Below are 16,102 nucleotides of genomic sequence, written 5' to 3' on the forward strand. Positions count from 1 at the left end.
GCGTTCTTCGCTGGGCAGCAGCTCGGCCCGCTGGTATTCCCAGCCATCCTGACCCATCTGATTCAGCAGTTGCTCGACCGAGACGGCAAAGCGGCCCTCGGCCGTTTTCACGCCTTTGGTTTTGACACCTTTTTGCGGGGCGGGGATGACCTTGTATTCGTAGCGCTTCATCTACTGTTCCTAAATGCGTTTGCGCGCCAACTTAACACGCTGCCCCCCGGGTGAAAGGGCTCTTGCCCATCCGGCGGATTTCAGCTCTGACCATTCGCTTCGGCCTGTGCCGCCTTGGCCACAACCGACAGGCACAGTTCCGTCGCCAACGCCATGTCCTGCACTGAAATCCATTCTAACGGGCCGTGAACGCACTGCATCCCGGTGAAGATGTTGGGGCAGGGGGTGCCGAATTCGGTCAGGCGGGATCCGTCCGTGCCGCCCCTGATCGGTACCGACAGCGGTTCAACCCCCAACTCGCGACACGCATCCCGCGCAAGCTCGACCGGAGTCATGTCGTTTTCCAGCCAATACCGCATGTTGCGGTACTGGTGGCTGATGTCGCAGGTGATGGTCGCGCGCGGTTCCGTGGCCTGCACGGCGGCGCAGACCTGCCGCACGATGTCTCGTTGCGCCTCCAGCCCGTCCATCTCGAAATCACGCAGGATCAGCTTGATCTCCATCTCGGATGATCCGCCGTTCATGTCTGTGACATGGATGAAACCTTCGCGCCCGTCCGTGGTTTCCGGCGTCATGGTGGCCTGCGGCAATGTCTGCACGATCTTTGCCGCCAGATGCGTGGCGTTCACCATCTTTTCCTTGGCCAGGCCGGGATGGATCGAAACACCCTCGATCCGGATCACGGCGCGGTCGGCCGAGAAACTTTCATACTCGATCTCACCCACTTGCTGCCCATCCAGCGTATAGGCAAAATCCACGCCCAGATCTGTGGGCAGTTGTTCCGTGACACCCCGGCCAATCTCTTCATCCGGAGTAAACGCGATACGAATCGGGCCATGTGGAATGTCCTGATTTTCGATCAGGTGTCGCGCCATCGTCATCAGGATCGATACACCGGCCTTGTCGTCCGCGCCCAGCAGGGTTGTGCCCGATGCGGTGATCAGGTCGTGGCCGATCTTTTCGGCCAGATAGGGGTTGTCTTCCGGGGAAAGAACCAGATCCGGGCTGTCGGGAAAAGTGATGTCGCCACCGTTATACCCCTTGATCACCCGCGGCTTGACGCCGGTTGCGTTGAACTGAGGGGCCGTATCGACATGGGCCAGAAAGCCCACGGTCGGCCCCGGCGCCGTTCCGGGAATGGTCGCGACGACAACACTGTCACCCGTCATCTCAACATCCTGCGCGCCGATCTGGGTCAACTCGTCGCGCAACAGGTTCAGCATGTCGAACTGGATCTGAGTGCTCGGGGTCGTCGGGGATGTCTCGTCACTTTGACTGTCAATGGCGGCATAGCGCACCAGCCGGTCTTCAAGTTCCTGATCAAATCTGCTTTGCATAATACCTCACCTCTCTGTGGCGGAGGAAAGGGCCCAAACAGCAGGAAGTCAAGCCGATGGCTTGACCACAAGTCTTAAGATTTCGTGAGAAACCGGATTGTACAAACCCGCCAAAGATTGCCGGCAGGCTTGTACAAAACGAAAGGTTTACGAACCCAGCTTTTTGCTGACCAGTTCGTTGACGGCCTTCGGGTTCGCCTTGCCGCCGGTGGCTTTCATGACCTGACCCACGAACCAGCCCGCCAGTTTCGGGTTCACCTGGGCCTTCTCGACCTGCGCAGGATTGGCGGCGATAATCTCGTCCAGTGCAGCCTCGATCGCGCCGGTGTCGGTCACCTGTTTCATGCCGCGATCCTCGACGATCTGCGCCGGGTCACCCCCTTCGGAATAGACGATTTCAAACAGGTCCTTGGCGATCTTGCCCGAGATGGCATCAGACGAAATCAGGTCGATGATCCCACCCAGTTGCGCCGGGGAAACCGGCGAGTCGGTGATGTCGTGGTCTTCTTTTTTCAGACGCCCGAACAGCTCGTTGATCACCCAGTTCGCGGCCAGTTTGCCATTGCGGCCCTGCGCGACCTCTTCGAAATAGGCCGCCGATTCCACTTCGGCGGTCAGCACCGAAGCGTCATAGTCGGTCAAGCCGAACTCATTGATGAAGCGTGCCTTTTTCTCGTCGGGCAGTTCCGGAAGCTTAGCGGCGATGTCATCGATCCACGCTTGTTCGATTTCCAGAGGCAGCAGGTCGGGATCGGGGAAATAGCGGTAATCATGCGCTTCTTCCTTGGACCGCATCGAGCGCGTCTCGCCCTTGTCCGGATCATACAGACGGGTTTCCTGCTCGACCTTGCCACCACCTTCGACAATGGCGATCTGACGGCGGGCTTCGACCTCAATCGCTTGCTGGATAAAGCGCATTGAGTTCATGTTCTTGATCTCGCAGCGGGTACCCAGATGCGAAAAGTCTTGTGTTTCCTGATACTTCTCATAAGCACCCGGCAAACAGATCGAGACGTTCACGTCGGCCCGAAGGTTGCCGTTCTGCATGTTGCCGTCGCAGGTGCCCAGGTAACGCATGATCTGGCGCAGCTTGGCGATATAGGCTGCGGCCTCTTCCGGGCCGCGAATATCAGGGCGGCTGACGATCTCCATTAGGCAGACACCGGTCCGGTTCAGGTCGACAAAGGACATATGCGGGTCCATGTCGTGGATCGACTTGCCCGCGTCCTGCTCCATGTGGATACGCTCGATCCGAACCATGCGCGCAGTGCCGTCTCCCATCTCGACCAGCACTTCGCCTTCACCCACGATCGGGTGGTACAGCTGGGAAATCTGGTACCCTTGCGGCAGGTCGGGGTAGAAATAATTCTTGCGGTCAAAGGCCGATTTCAGATTGATATCAGCCCTCAGGCCCAGCCCCGTCCGCACGGCCTGCTCAACGCAATATTCGTTGATCACCGGCAGCATCCCCGGCATCGCCGCGTCCACAAAGGCCACGTTCGAGTTCGGTTCCGCCCCGAATTGGGTGGATGCACCCGAAAACAGCTTGGCATTGGATGAGACCTGAGCATGCACCTCCATCCCGATGACCAGTTCCCAATCGTGCTTGGCCCCGGCAATGGTTTTGGGTTTGGGCATTTCGTATGTCAGGTCGAGCATGGCGCGCCTCATTTCCGCAGAAGTCTAAGCCTGCGTATTAGGCCCGGCAGGGCCTAGGGGCAAGGGGGAATCCTGACGTGTTCAGTTCTGGGAAAACCGCAGGCCCGAAGGGGTGAATGTCACATCCATGCCGCTGCGCAGTTCTTCCCGGAACAGATCCGAGATGGCGCGCAAGGCATCGCGCTGACCGCGCGCCGCAAATCGTTCGGGCGAGTTTATGCGGACGGAATTGTTGAAACCGTTGGCCGCATGCGCCCAGATCAACGGGTGCAACTCTGTCAGATGATCGCGGATAAGCCGGTTTGCCGTGTCGCGCATCTGCGAACGGACAAGGTCGGCCTGATCGTTCAAGCCAAATCCGTTCTGGACGGTAATCGCGCAGTAGGATGACAGCATGTTGATCATCTGCTGATCGGGCCGCAGACGCACGATATCACGCAGACCTTCAAGGAAATACTCGATATCGACGCGGGCACAGGCCTCTTCGTCCAATGCAATGGCGTCGAACTGAACCCAAGTGTATCCGCCCGCGCCCCAGATATCCTGTGTCCTGGCGGCCGTACGCAAAGCTTGCAGCTCCAGCTCTTCGTAGCTGCCGAACCACCGGGGCAGAAGGTGGCTGCCCATCGCGCGCATGTGGCGCTGATTGCATGGATCCAGCGTAATCAGCCGTTCATATTCTTCGGCCACCCGTGCGTTGGATTTGCGCTGACCAGCCAGCAGCGCACACCCGGTCGCTGCAATCAGGGGGCTGTCGGGGGCATCCTTCCTGCATTTGGGCAGGATTGCTGCGGCCCGGTCGAAATGCGCGGCGCAGCGTGACCGGTGCAAAGGTGGCAGCGTCGCGTCCGAGGCCGTTCCGCGCCATGCCCAAGCCAGATCGATATGGGCAAGGGCAACGACGGTGGCGATCATCGGGTCATCGGGGTTGTCCGCCATCTCGCCTTCAAGTTCCGAGATGCCACCCAACAGGTCGTAATCCGAGATGGCCGCGCCATCCGAGAGCGCATGTTCAGCGGCCAGAACAACGTCCGATCTGGCACCGAACGCCAGCAGATCGGCCACCGGCATACCATCTGCAACGGCGGCGCGATCCTGTTCAGCCACGCGCATTTCCTGCGACAGCTCTGTCCAGCGGTCCTGCCGGGCGAGGTAGCGGCCATGTTCGATCGTGGAATGTCCGATCAGATCATCGCGGTCGGATTTTGCGACGGGAATATTCAGCTGACCCTGCTCGGGCAAGGCGGCCGCAAGCGCGGATTTTGTCGCGCACAGGCCTGCTGAAGCATTTGTAGGAGTAGCTGTGGATGGGGCGAACAGTGCCCTTAGCGACCGAAACATGGCGATACTCAAAACTGTAAAAACGTATAACTGACACCGAAGTCTGGCGGGATATCGGGTTCAAATCAAGTAATTTGCCTATTAATTTCTTCTTTTTGTGTCCAATTCACCCTTCAAGTGTCCAGTGTTTCAGAAAACAGTGAAATGATGCCGTTCTACGCGAAATCCGGCTTGATTCAGAAGGGTTTCCAAATCCCGATGCGCCGGAAGCGACTCATCCGGCAGACGGATTCGTTTGCCGGAATGCAAAACAATCGACACTCGAACCGAGAAATCCCAACGGGTGTCAAACCGGAAATGGTCGATGTTGCGCAGCGCGACCTCTGCCTGCCGGTTTCCCGTGAACCAGCTTAGCGCATTCTGATCCAATTGCATGCCCGCGCTGGTGTTCTGAACCACGTCCCAAAGTGCGGGCAGGGTGGCCAGAGACAGCAGCCCCGCGATCCACCAGGCCGCGTCAAACAGGACAACCAGCGCCAGCAACGCGGCATAAACACCGGCCAGGATGGCCAGCGTTCGCAAATTCCGGTTGCTGCGGGCAAAGCTGTAAGGCGTCATGCGCCGAGGATGCGGGACACCATTTCGGTTGTGTCCCGCGACAGGTTCGGTGTTTCCGCGATGCGGGAAAGCTGCGCACGCATCAGGGTCTGACGATCCGGATCATACCGTTTCCAGGTCTGGAACGCCGAGCACATTCGGGCCGTGGTCTGTGGGTTCACCGGGTCCAGACGGATCAGCCAGTCTGCAAGCAGGGCGTATCCGGCGCCATCCGGCTGGTGGAACCCTGCGTGGTTCATCGCCAAGGCCCCCATGACAGCGCGGAACCTGTTCGGGTTTTTCCAGTTGAAATCGGAATGCTCGGTCAGGGTCGCGGCAATTGCGGGTGTCGCCTCGGGTGCTGCCATCGCGACTTGCAGGCCAAACCATTTGTCCATGACCAGCCGGTCGTGCTGCCATTGTTCGTAGAAGGCATCCAGCTGTGCCTCACCCTTGCGGGCGCGTAAAAGGCAAGACAACGCTGTCAGTTGCAATGTCATGTTGTCGGCTTTGTCATACACCTCAGCCGCCATCGCCCCACCATCCAGGCGAGAGGTCAGCGCCAGCGCGGCGCTGCCAAGTGCCCGTTTGCCGGACTGTTTGGCGTCCGGGCTGTAGGGTTCGTCCACCAAAGCCTCACTGTGCAGGCGGGGCAGTAAATCCTGTACGTTCTGGGCTGTTGCCTGCCGCAGCGTTTCCACTGCAGTCCAGATCGCCATTGGGTCGGGCGTGTGGCCACGGTCGTGCAGGGACGCTGCCAATTCCGATTGTGTCGGCAATCCCAGCATCAACGCACGATAGGCCGGGTCCAGTTCGTCATTGCGCAGCACAGTCAACAATCCGTCAAGGTAATCGGTATCCGGTGCCGCATCCTGAAGGATCATCCGCAACAGGGTGTCCTGCGCCAGATCCCGTCCTGCCTGCCAACGGTTGAACGGGTCCGTATCATGCGCCAGAAGAAATGCGCGTTCCGCGTTCGACTGGTCATGTTCCAGAATAACAGGTGCCGAAAAATCGCGCAGGATCGAGGCTGTGGGTTTCGCCGCCAGGCCAGAGAACGCAAAGCTCTGTTCGGCCTCTGTCAGTTCCAGCACTTCGGTCGCGCGGACCTCATCGCCATTGGCCCCAAGCAGGCCAACTGCAACCGGGATGACCTGAGGCAATTTCTCCTCCTGTCCCGGCGTGGGGTCGGTTCGCTGTTTCAGCGTAAGTGTATAGGTGCCATCGGCCCAGTCTTCCTTAACCCTGACGCGTGGTGTGCCCGACTGGCTGTACCAACGTTTGAATTGTGTCAGATCGCGCCCTGTGGTGTCTTCGAAAACCTTTAGCCAGTCTTCGATCGTGCAGGCCTGACCATCATGGCGTTCAAAATACAGATCAAGCGCCTTGGCATAGGCCTCATCCCCGACCAACCGTTTCAGCATGCCGATGACCTCGGCGCCCTTCTCATAGACGGTGGCGGTGTAGAAGTTGTTGATCTCCTGAAAGCTTTCTGGGCGCACAGGGTGCGACAACGGACCGTTGTCCTCGGGGAACTGCCGGGCACGCAGGTCTATGGCATCGTGGATGCGTTTCACCGGGGCCGAGCGCATGTCCGAGGTAAATTGCGCATCCCGGAATACTGTCAGACCTTCCTTGAGGCACAGCTGGAACCAGTCGCGGCAGGTGATGCGGTTGCCGGTCCAGTTGTGGAAATACTCATGTGCGATGATCGCCTCGATCCGTTCGAAATTGGCGTCGGTCGAGGTTTCAGGACTGGCCAGAACAGCCGACGAGTTGAAGATGTTCAGCCCCTTGTTTTCCATCGCGCCCATGTTGAAGTCATCAACGGCCACGATGTTGAAGACGTCCAGATCGTATTCACGGCCATAGACGTCCTCGTCCCATTTCATCGACTTCTTCAACGCCTCCATGCCAAAGGCGCATTTGCCCTCATCACCGGGTCGAACCCACAGGTTCAATTCCACCTTGCGGCCCGAATTGGTGGTGAACTGACCGGGATGTGCGATCAGGTCGCCTGCAACCAGAGCGAATAGATAGGCGGGTTTGGGCCATGGATCGACCCATTCGGCCCAGCCTTCGCCCTTGCCCGACGGGTTGCCGTTCGACAGCAGAACCGGCAGGTCGCCGTTGATCCGAACGGTGAAGGTGGACATCACGTCCGGCCGGTCGGGATAGAAGGTGATCTTGCGGAATCCCTCGGCCTCGCACTGGGTGCAGTACATGCCGTTCGACATGTACAGACCTTCCAGCGCAGTGTTGTTGCCGGGGTCGATTTCAACCTCGGCTTCCCACGGGAACGGCGCGTCGGGGACATCCGCGGTTAGCCCTTTGTCGGTCACGTCCGGCGTGATCTCGGCCCCGTCAATGGCGGCGCGAATCAATTTCAGTTCTTCCCCGTGCAGAAAAAAGGTGCGGTCAGTGGCATCAGGATTGGGCCGGAACGCAATGCGCGAGGTGACGCGCGTGGCGTGCGCGTCCAGATCAAAGGTCAGGTGCACGCTGTCCACCAGATAGCCAAACGGTGTGTAGTCTTTCAGGTAGATCGTGGTGGGGGCAGCGTCGCGCATCTTGGGCCTCGTATCTGTTCGGGACTGGCGCGACGTTAGGGGCTTCGTTCTGGTGCTGCAACCGGCCCTGCCATTGTCTTGAGGTTTTTGAAACAGCTTCAAGCCGAAGTGAATGCCCCAATTGACGGGATCAAAGTTGCCTATCGGAAACTTTCCGCCTAAGTCACAGTGCATACAATGGCGCACAATCGCAGGAGAGCAGGAATATGACGGACAGACGGACCCTGAGCGGACTGCAAATCGATCCGGTTTTGGCTGAGTTCATCGAGACGCAGGCGCTACCGGGCACGGGCGTCTCTTCGCAGAAGTTCTGGGCCGGCATGGCGCGGATGGTGAACGAACTGGGGCCGAAAAACCGTGAGCTGCTGGCCAAACGGGCCGAGATCCAAAGCCGCATCGATGGGTGGCACATGTCCCGAAAGGGGCAGAACACCAATGCCGCTGAATATGAGGTTTTCCTGAAAGAGATCGGGTATCTGGTCGAAGAAGGCGATGAGTTCGAGATTGAAACGGCCAATGTCGACCCCGAAATCGCCCTGACCCCAGGTCCGCAACTGGTTGTTCCGATTACCAACGCACGCTTTGCCCTGAACGCGGCCAACGCGCGCTGGGGCAGCCTGTATGATGCGCTTTACGGAACGGATGCAATGGGGGATCTGCCGGCAAGCGGTGGTTATGATGCGGCGCGCGGCGCGCGGGTGATCGCATGGGCCAAGGCGTTTCTGGATGATGCTGTGCCTCTGGCGTCGGGATCATGGGCGGATGTCACCGAACTGGGCATCACCAACGGTGCGTTGACCCCTGCGCTGGGCGATTCCGCCCAATTTGCCGGGTTTGGCGGTTCGGCGGACAAGCCTGACTTTGTGCTGTTGAAAAACAACGGTCTGCACATCCAGATCATGATCGACCCCGCAAGCAACATTGGCGCGACCGATCCCGCAGGCATTGCAGATGTCCGACTGGAATCCGCGCTGTCCACCATCATGGATTGCGAAGACTCGGTTGCCTGCGTCGATGCAGCCGACAAGGTCGTGGCCTATGGCAACTGGTTGGGCCTCATGAAAGGCGACCTGACCGAAGAGGTCACCAAGGGCGGTGCCACATTCACTCGAAAACTGGCCGAGGACCTGAGCTTTACCTCTCCGTCGGGTGATCAGGCCAAGCTGAAAGGCCGGTCCTTGATGCTGGTGCGCAACGTGGGTCACCTGATGACCAACCCTGCCGTACTTGACGCAGAAGGGCGCGAGATCGGCGAAGGGTTGATGGATGCTCTGTGCACCACCCTGATTGCCATGCACGACCTGAAGCTAGACGGGGGCAATTCTGTCGAGGGCTCTGTCTATGTGGTGAAGCCCAAGATGCACGGGCCCGAGGAAGTTGCGTTCTCGGTCGAGATTTTCGACATTGTCGAAGACATTCTGGGCCTGCCGCGCAACACTGTGAAGCTGGGCATCATGGATGAGGAACGCCGCACCTCGGTCAACCTCAAAGAGTGCATTCGCGCCGCAAAATCACGCGTCGCCTTTATCAATACGGGTTTCCTGGACCGGACCGGCGATGAAATACACACTTCGATGGAGGCCGGTCCGATGCTGCCCAAGGGCGACATCAAGAATACGCCATGGATTGCGGCCTATGAAGATCGCAATGTCGATATTGGTCTGGCTTGTGGTCTGAAGGGCAAGGCACAGATCGGCAAGGGCATGTGGGCCATGCCGGATCGTATGGGCGATATGCTTGAGGCCAAGATCGGCCACCCGATGGCCGGAGCGACATGTGCCTGGGTGCCGTCGCCCACGGCCGCGACCCTGCACGCAACGCATTACCACAAGGTCGATGTGCTGGCCCGTCAGGACGAGCTGGCCGCAGGCGGTGCACGTGGCACGTTGAAGGATCTGTTGACCATCCCCTTGCTGGCTGGGCGCAATCTGAGTGACGAGGAAATTGCGCGTGAACTTGAAAACAATGCGCAGGGTATTCTGGGCTATGTCGTGCGTTGGGTCGATCAGGGTGTGGGCTGCTCCAAGGTGCCCGACATCAACGATGTCGGCCTGATGGAAGACCGAGCGACGTGCCGGATTTCGTCGCAGGCACTGGCCAACTGGCTGCATCACAGCATTGTGGATGAAGCCCAGGTCATGGCCGCACTGCAAAAAATGGCCGCCGTCGTGGATCGCCAGAATGAAGACGATCCGAATTACACCCCGGTGACGCCGGGATTTGACGGGATCGCCTTTCAGGCCGCATGTGATCTGGTGTTCAAGGGTCGGGTTCAGCCTTCGGGCTATACCGAGCCGGTCCTGCATGCGCGCCGTCTGGAATTGAAAGCCAGCCAAAGATAACACCGACAAAAGCCCACAGAGCAATCGTTTGCGGGCTTTGTCGAACTTCAATCTGACGAGAGGACCTTCAGATGTCAGTTTCCCTACGCAAGGCCCGCACCATCATCCGCAAAACCCTGGAAAAGGGCCAAGAGATGGAGTTGAAGCCGCTCTCAGTCGTGGTTCTGGATGCCGGTGGGCATGTCATTGCGTTCGAGCGCGAAGATGGTGCAGCACCGGGCCGGTTCGGGATCGCACAGGGCAAGGCCTATGGGTCGGTCATGCTGGGAATGGCGGGCACTGCGCAGATGCAGCGCGCTGAAACACAGGCCTATTTCATGGCCTCTGTGAATGGCGTCTATGGTGGTCAGGTCGTGCCTGTTCCGGGTGGCGTGCTGTTGCGTGATCGCAAGGGGGCCGTGATCGGCGCCGTCGGAGTTACCGGCGACACATCAGACAATGATGCGCTGGCCGCAATGGCGGGAATTGAGGCAGCCGGCCTGATCGGTGAGATTTGACAAGAGCGTTGAATTTATGCGTCTTTCCGGCCAAGCGAGGAAATTATCCCTCGCTTGGCTGCTTCTTGGAAAATGTTTCCAATTAATAAGAGCGGATCAGAACGTTCAGTGCGTCTTCGAACACGTCCCTGCGCTTTCATGCAGGGCGTGTATTCTTGCAGGTTAAAACCGCTGCCGCTAGCTTCCTTGACAGGCACAACAACAGCAGGGAAAGCGGAATGTCTCGGCCTGTCGTCGGTATCATCGGCAACTCGTATCTCATGAACGACCAATACCCCACACATGCTGGGGGAACGATGAATTCGGATGCCGTGGCCAACGTGTCAGGATGTCTTCCGTTGTTGATACCCGCAGATCCGCGTTACGTGTCGGTCGATGAGTTGCTGGAAGTCTGCGACGGCTTTCTGCTGACGGGCGGTCGCCCGAACGTGCACCCGGAAGAATACGGGGAACCTGCAACCGATGCGCACGGCGAATTCGACCGGGCACGAGACGCCATAACACTGCCGCTGGTTCGCGCCTGCGTTGAAAGGGGACAGCCGTTTTTGGGCATCTGCCGGGGGTTTCAGGAAGTTAACGTGGCCATGGGCGGAACGCTTTACCCCGAGATACGCGATCTGCCGGGGCGGATGAACCACCGGATGCCGCCCGATGGAACCCTGGAGGAAAAGTTTGCTCTGCGCCATGTGGTGACACTGGAAAACGGCGGTGTTTTCCACAAACTGTTCGGCGCAACCGAGGTCATGACAAACACCTTGCACGGTCAGGGCATCAAAACGATTGGACAGCGCGTGGTCATTGATGGCCATGCACCGGACGGGACGCCCGAGGCGATCTATATCAAGGATGCGCCCGGCTTTACCCTGTCGGTTCAATGGCACCCGGAATGGGACGCGATCAATGACCCGGTCTCGCGCCCCCTGTTCGAAGCCTTCGGCGATGCGGTGCGTGGATGGGCCGCCGGAACGGTTCATCAGGCAGTTCAAAAATCTGCCTGAATGACAGCGGCCCGACGAGGGGGAAATCGGGCCGGTGCCGCGCGGTCAGACCAGCAGGTTGAACTGATTGATCAGCGGAAGGGAACGGGCGCGTTTGCCCGTCAGGTCGAAAAGCGCATTGCCGAGTGCCGGCATCGAAGGCGGTGTTCCGGGCTCGCCCGCACCGCCCATATGCCGATTGGTTTCCAGCACGCGCACCTCGACCTGCGGGGCTGTGTGCATCCGCATCGCGTCATAGTCGGGGAAGTTGAACTGCTCTGCTTCGCCTTCCGCAAAGGTGATCTCGCCGAAACATGCGGCAGACAGGCCGTACATCATGCCGCCGAACATCTGCGCCTTGACGTTTTCCGGGTCCAGCGCCAGCCCCATGTCGCAGGCAATCCAGGCCTTGCTGATGCGGATGGTGCCGTCTTCGTCGACCACTTCGATGACCTGAGCCACCGGGGTGCCGAAGCTGTATGTGAAGGCCACGCCCCGGCCCACACCTTCGATCGTCTGACCCGTCCAGCCTGACATTTCCTTCACGGCTTCCAAACATCCCGCCGACGGCGCGTGTTCGTTCCTCATCAGCTCCAGCCGGAACTCCAGCGGATCACGGCCTGCGGCATGGGCCATCTCATCCATGAATGTCTCATGAAAAAAGCCGTTATGGCTGTTGCCGACCGAGCGCCAGAAGCCCACGGGGACTGCCAAATCAGCAATGTGGCCGCACATGCGGTAATTGGGCACCGCGTAGGGCTGATTGAAGAAACCTTCGACCAGCACTTTGTCGGGTCCTCCGCCGGGGAACCCGGTGTAGCGCTCGACCGCCTGTTGGGTCGGAGATTGGGCCGCGACCTTCCCGTCAAAGAGCACGGCCTTGCCGTCCTGAACCGCGCCGCGCATCCGGGCGATGGCGCCGGGGCGGAAATAGTCGTGACGCATGTCCTCTTCGCGGCTCCAGGTCGTCTGAACCGGTGTGCCGGGCATGGCCATGGCAACCCTGGTTGCGATTTCGCCGAAATCCAGTTCGCCCCGGCGACCAAACCCGCCTCCCAGATAGGTGGTGTGGATTTGGACGGCTTCGGTATCCAGCCCGGCAGTGTTGGCGACGCGGAACTGAATCAGGGTCGGGGCCTGGTTGCCGCACCAAAGTTCCAACGCATTCCCGGTATAGAGCGCAGTGGCATTCATTGGCTCCATCGTTGCATGGGCCAGATAGGGCACGCGATACTCGGCGGTGATTTCAGTGGCGTTTTCCGGGCTTGCGCTGACATCGCCGTCGTCGCGCATGGTCGAGTTCGGTGCGTCTTCAAACGCCTCGGCGATCCTGGCAAAGATGCCTTCGGTTTCCGGCGGATAGGGCGCGTCGCCCCAGTCAACGTCGATGGCCTCGACTGCCTGATTAGCCAACCATGTGTTGCTTGCGATCACGGCCACGCCTGTGCCCAGATCGACAACCTTTTCAACCCCGGGCATGGATCTTGCGGCGCTGTCGTCAAAGCCGTTCATCGCGCCGCCCAGTTTGGGATTCATTCGGACGCTGGCGAATTTCATGCCGGGCAGGCGGACATCGACGCCAAATTCAGCGGTGCCCGTCGCCTTGCCCACCATGTCGAGACGCGGTTGGCTTTGGCCCAGATAGCGCCATTGGGACGGGTCTCGCAACGGCACCTCAACGGGTTCCAGCCCGGCTGCATCCTCGGCAAGCATTGAATAGGCGATCTTGTCGCCGTTGGGGGCAATGACATGGCCTGACGCCGTTTTCAGTTCCGAGGGGTCGACACCCAACCGGTCTGCGGCAGCGCGTTTGAGTGTTTCACGGGCCGAAGCACCGGCTTGCCGCATCCGGTCGAACCCATCTTTCATCGAGGTCGAGCCACCCGTGACTTGCAGGCTGAGCGTCTTGCCCAGAACACCCAGCGCCTCGCCCAGATTGTGCTGGAAATTCGAGATGTCGTACCCCTTGTTCGGCAACCCTTCGCCCACAAGGGCCGAGTTGTAATAGGCCGCCGCAGCGGGACCGTGCAGAACGGTGATCTGATCCAGATCGACATCCAGTTCTTCGGCGATCAGCGCGGCCCATGTGGTTCGGACGCCCTGACCCATTTCCGCGCGGGGCGCGAACAAGGTGACGCCGTTCTGGTCAATCAGCACAAACGGGTTCAGCGCCGCCTCTCCTTCGCGGGGTTTCAAGGGGTTGGCCGCGGGGCGGGTCACGTAATAGGCCCCGAAGGCCACGCCGCCAACGATCGCGGCAGAGCCGATCAGGAACGTACGGCGGAGAATTTTTCCAACGGAAGCCATTGCTTACGCCTCCTTCAGCTTGGATGCCGCGTCATGGATTGCTGCGCGGATAAGGGGATAGGTGCCGCAGCGGCACAGGTTGCCCTGCATCGCTTCGTCGATGTCTGCGTCAGAAGGGTCCGGGTTTTCCGCCAGCAATGCCGCGGCCTGCATGATCTGGCCCGACTGGCAGTATCCGCACTGCGCGACCTGATGATCGATCCAGGCCTGTTGGATCGTGGCCAGCGCGTCCGGCGAGCCGAGCCCTTCGATCGTGGTCACGTCACCCCAGACATCCGAAAGCGCCACCTGGCACGAGCGCACAGCCTCGCCATCGATATGCACGGTGCAGGCCCCGCATGCGGCCACACCGCAGCCGAACTTGGTGCCGGTCAGGCCGACCTCATCCCGCAGAACCCAAAGAAGGGGGACGTCATCAGGCAGATCCACCTGATGTTGCTTGCCGTTGATCTTCAGGGTCGTCGCCATGGCGCACCTCGTGTTGCTGTGGCTGGTTTCTGACATAATTGTAGAAAAGTGTCAGGATGTCAATTGACAAATTGAACAAAAAATGTCAGGGCTTTGAATATGAAAGACAATGGTGACGGCTCAAGGCAACAGGCGATCCTGAACTCGGCGTTTCAGGCCTTTTCCACTTATGGATACCGAAAGACCTCGATGGACGACATCGCGCGCGGCGCGGGGATGTCCCGGCCGGCGGTGTATCTGCACTACAAGAACAAAGAGGCGATCGTCAGCAAGTTGACTGAGCTGTACTATGCCGAAAAAAGCGTTGCGGTGGCCGAAGCGCTGGCGACGCAGGGGGCGGTTCCCGAGGTTCTGACCCGCGCGATCCAAGCGCAGACCGAGGGGATGGCAAAAATTCTGGCCTCGCCCCACGGGCTTGAAATGCTCGACAACACAAAATCCCTGTCTGCGGAAATCATCGCGGCGGGTGAGGCCAAGCTGGCCGCGCTCTATGCGGACTGGCTGACGCAACAGGAAAAGGCGGGCCGGGTTCGCCTGCTGGCTGATGCGGCAGAGACTGGTCGGACGATCACGGCCACGCTCAAGGGGCTGAAGCTGATTGGCGCCGGCGCCGAGGTCTATGAACAGCAGGTCGCACAGGTCGCGGCCCTTTTCGGCGCCGGACTCGAAGTCAGGTAACGCGCTGACGGATCCTGTATTCGGGCGTGTCCCACAGGCGGTTCTGCATGATATCGGCCATTATCCCGACGGCGCGTTCGACATCGCCTTCGTCGATATACAAAGGTGTAAAGCCGAACCGCATTATGTCGGGTGCTCGAAAATCTCCGATCACGCCACGGGCGATCAGGGCCTGCATGGCGGCATACCCGTCCTTGAAACGGAACGAGATCTGGCTGCCACGCTGCTGCGGATCACGGGGGCTGGCCAGTTGCAGATCCGGGCAGGTTGCCTCGACGCGTTCTATGAAAAGCTCGGTCAGTTCAATCGATTTGGCCCGGACGTCGGTCATGTCCGCCAAATCCCAGATGTCCATCGCAGCCGACAAGGCCGTCATCTGGATGATGGGGGGCGTTCCCACCCGCATCCGTTCAATACCGCTGCCGGGGCGGTAGTCGAGATCAAAGGCAAACGGGGCTTCGTGCCCCAGCCATCCGGACAGGGCGGGGCGGGCGTGTTCCGCCAACCTTGGCGCGACATAGATGAAGGCCGGTGCGCCGGGGCCCCCGTTGAGGTATTTGTACGTACACCCGACCGCGAAGTCGGCGTTGCATCCTGAAAGGTCCACAGGGATGGCCCCCGCGGAATGGGCCAGATCCCAGACTGTTACAACGCCGTTGGCATGCGCCAGTTCGGTCAGCGCCTTCATGTTGTGCATCCGGCCCGAGCGGTAATCCACCTCGGTCAACATAAGAACAGCGACCTCTTCGGTGATTGCGCTTGCCACGGCTTCGGGATCAACGACGCGCAACTCATACTCGTCCCCAAGCGAGCGCAGCAAGCCATCCGCCATGTACAGGTCCGAAGGAAAGTTGCCGTTATCAGACAGAACCACTTTGCGATCCGGATTCAGTTCAAGGGCCGAGGCCACGGCCTGATAGACCTTGATCGACAAGGTATCTCCGGTCACCACACTGCCGGGCTCTGCTCCGATCAGGCGGCCAATCCGGTCACCAAGCGCGGTGGGCAGGCCCATCCAACCAGCCTTGTTCCATCCGGTGATCAGCATCTGGCCCCATTCGTCCGTCAGCATCCGTTGCACTCGTGCACCTGCCGATTTCGGCAGGGGGCCCAGAGAATTGCCATCCAGATAGATGACGCCCTCGGGCAGTTCGAACATGGCTTTGGTTGCTGCAAAATCAGTCATGAAGGCTCGCTAACTCGTGTGAACGTCGGTGA

Annotated in this window: 12 protein-coding genes and 1 pseudogene; 4 read left to right on the forward strand and 9 right to left on the reverse strand. The window is 59.6% G+C overall.

The genetic code is table 11. The annotated features are described in order from the left end of the window. The 6 genes and pseudogenes from AC2FNN_RS08595 to pepN form a co-directional block, all read right to left on the reverse strand. Positions 1-171 (reverse strand): annotated as a pseudogene (locus AC2FNN_RS08595) (DUF4177 domain-containing protein); the annotation flags it as partial. Positions 172-251: 80 nt separating this feature from the next. After that, positions 252-1,508, reverse strand: coding sequence for a peptidase T (pepT, locus tag AC2FNN_RS08600; protein WP_496757923.1), 1,257 nt, complete (start codon positions 1,506-1,508; stop codon positions 252-254). Positions 1,509-1,655: 147 nt separating this feature from the next. Continuing rightward, positions 1,656-3,167 (reverse strand): Asp-tRNA(Asn)/Glu-tRNA(Gln) amidotransferase subunit GatB, encoded by a 1,512-nt coding sequence (gene gatB / locus AC2FNN_RS08605; RefSeq protein ID WP_496757925.1) that lies wholly within the window; start codon positions 3,165-3,167, stop codon positions 1,656-1,658. Between the two features lie 81 nt (positions 3,168-3,248). Beyond that, positions 3,249-4,508, reverse strand: a complete 1,260-nt coding sequence (locus tag AC2FNN_RS08610; protein WP_496757927.1) for a hypothetical protein — start codon at positions 4,506-4,508, stop codon at positions 3,249-3,251. 129 nt (positions 4,509-4,637) lie between these two features. Then, positions 4,638-5,066, reverse strand: coding sequence for a hypothetical protein (locus tag AC2FNN_RS08615; protein ID WP_496757929.1), 429 nt, complete (start codon positions 5,064-5,066; stop codon positions 4,638-4,640). Next, complete coding sequence (gene pepN / locus AC2FNN_RS08620) at positions 5,063-7,615, reverse strand: aminopeptidase N (protein WP_496757931.1); 2,553 nt, start codon at positions 7,613-7,615, stop codon at positions 5,063-5,065. Before pepN ends, AC2FNN_RS08615 begins: the two co-directional genes overlap by 4 nt. 206 nt (positions 7,616-7,821) lie before the next feature. Here pepN and AC2FNN_RS08625 point away from each other — a divergent pair, with 206 nt between their 5' ends. From AC2FNN_RS08625 to AC2FNN_RS08635, 3 genes are all read left to right on the forward strand, one after another. Continuing rightward, positions 7,822-9,957, forward strand: coding sequence for a malate synthase G (locus tag AC2FNN_RS08625; protein WP_496757933.1), 2,136 nt, complete (start codon positions 7,822-7,824; stop codon positions 9,955-9,957). A gap of 71 nt (positions 9,958-10,028) precedes the next feature. Continuing rightward, the gene (locus AC2FNN_RS08630; protein WP_496757934.1) at positions 10,029-10,454 is read left to right on the forward strand and encodes a GlcG/HbpS family heme-binding protein; all 426 of its coding nucleotides are present in this window, start codon (positions 10,029-10,031) and stop codon (positions 10,452-10,454) included. 218 nt (positions 10,455-10,672) lie between these two features. Then, complete coding sequence (locus AC2FNN_RS08635) at positions 10,673-11,452, forward strand: gamma-glutamyl-gamma-aminobutyrate hydrolase family protein (protein WP_171631058.1); 780 nt, start codon at positions 10,673-10,675, stop codon at positions 11,450-11,452. Positions 11,453-11,497: 45 nt separating this feature from the next. On the opposite strand, the gene AC2FNN_RS08640 is transcribed toward AC2FNN_RS08635, so the two are convergent. Together AC2FNN_RS08640 and AC2FNN_RS08645 are read right to left on the reverse strand one after the other, a co-directional pair. Continuing rightward, positions 11,498-13,738, reverse strand: a complete 2,241-nt coding sequence (locus tag AC2FNN_RS08640; protein WP_496757935.1) for a xanthine dehydrogenase family protein molybdopterin-binding subunit — start codon at positions 13,736-13,738, stop codon at positions 11,498-11,500. A gap of 3 nt (positions 13,739-13,741) precedes the next feature. Beyond that, positions 13,742-14,206: a (2Fe-2S)-binding protein gene (locus AC2FNN_RS08645; RefSeq protein ID WP_171114974.1), complete on the reverse strand. Its 465-nt coding sequence runs from the start codon at positions 14,204-14,206 to the stop codon at positions 13,742-13,744. A gap of 99 nt (positions 14,207-14,305) precedes the next feature. On the opposite strand from AC2FNN_RS08645, the gene AC2FNN_RS08650 reads away from it, so the two are divergent. Continuing rightward, positions 14,306-14,884: a TetR/AcrR family transcriptional regulator gene (locus AC2FNN_RS08650; protein ID WP_496757937.1), complete on the forward strand. Its 579-nt coding sequence runs from the start codon at positions 14,306-14,308 to the stop codon at positions 14,882-14,884. Here AC2FNN_RS08650 and kynU read toward each other — a convergent pair. Then, entirely contained in the window at positions 14,877-16,070 is a 1,194-nt protein-coding gene (kynU, locus tag AC2FNN_RS08655) for a kynureninase (RefSeq protein WP_496757938.1), read from the reverse strand. The two genes, AC2FNN_RS08650 and kynU, sit on opposite strands and share 8 nt — an antisense overlap. Between the last annotated feature and the right edge of the window lie 32 nt (positions 16,071-16,102).

The sequence above is a fragment of the Ruegeria sp. BHSA118 genome (genome assembly GCF_059613405.1).

Coding starts and splice junctions, on each gene's coding strand:
- AC2FNN_RS08625 (WP_496757933.1), top strand. CDS start 7,822: ATGACGGACAGACGGACCCTGAGCGGACTGCAAATCGATCCGGTTTTG.
- gatB (WP_496757925.1), bottom strand. CDS start 3,167: ATGCTCGACCTGACATACGAAATGCCCAAACCCAAAACCATTGCCGGG.
- kynU (WP_496757938.1), bottom strand. CDS start 16,070: ATGACTGATTTTGCAGCAACCAAAGCCATGTTCGAACTGCCCGAGGGC.
- AC2FNN_RS08640 (WP_496757935.1), bottom strand. CDS start 13,738: ATGGCTTCCGTTGGAAAAATTCTCCGCCGTACGTTCCTGATCGGCTCT.
- AC2FNN_RS08645 (WP_171114974.1), bottom strand. CDS start 14,206: ATGGCGACGACCCTGAAGATCAACGGCAAGCAACATCAGGTGGATCTG.
- AC2FNN_RS08635 (WP_171631058.1), top strand. CDS start 10,673: ATGTCTCGGCCTGTCGTCGGTATCATCGGCAACTCGTATCTCATGAAC.
- AC2FNN_RS08650 (WP_496757937.1), top strand. CDS start 14,306: ATGAAAGACAATGGTGACGGCTCAAGGCAACAGGCGATCCTGAACTCG.
- pepT (WP_496757923.1), bottom strand. CDS start 1,508: ATGCAAAGCAGATTTGATCAGGAACTTGAAGACCGGCTGGTGCGCTAT.
- AC2FNN_RS08615 (WP_496757929.1), bottom strand. CDS start 5,066: ATGACGCCTTACAGCTTTGCCCGCAGCAACCGGAATTTGCGAACGCTG.
- pepN (WP_496757931.1), bottom strand. CDS start 7,615: ATGCGCGACGCTGCCCCCACCACGATCTACCTGAAAGACTACACACCG.
- AC2FNN_RS08610 (WP_496757927.1), bottom strand. CDS start 4,508: ATGTTTCGGTCGCTAAGGGCACTGTTCGCCCCATCCACAGCTACTCCT.
- AC2FNN_RS08630 (WP_496757934.1), top strand. CDS start 10,029: ATGTCAGTTTCCCTACGCAAGGCCCGCACCATCATCCGCAAAACCCTG.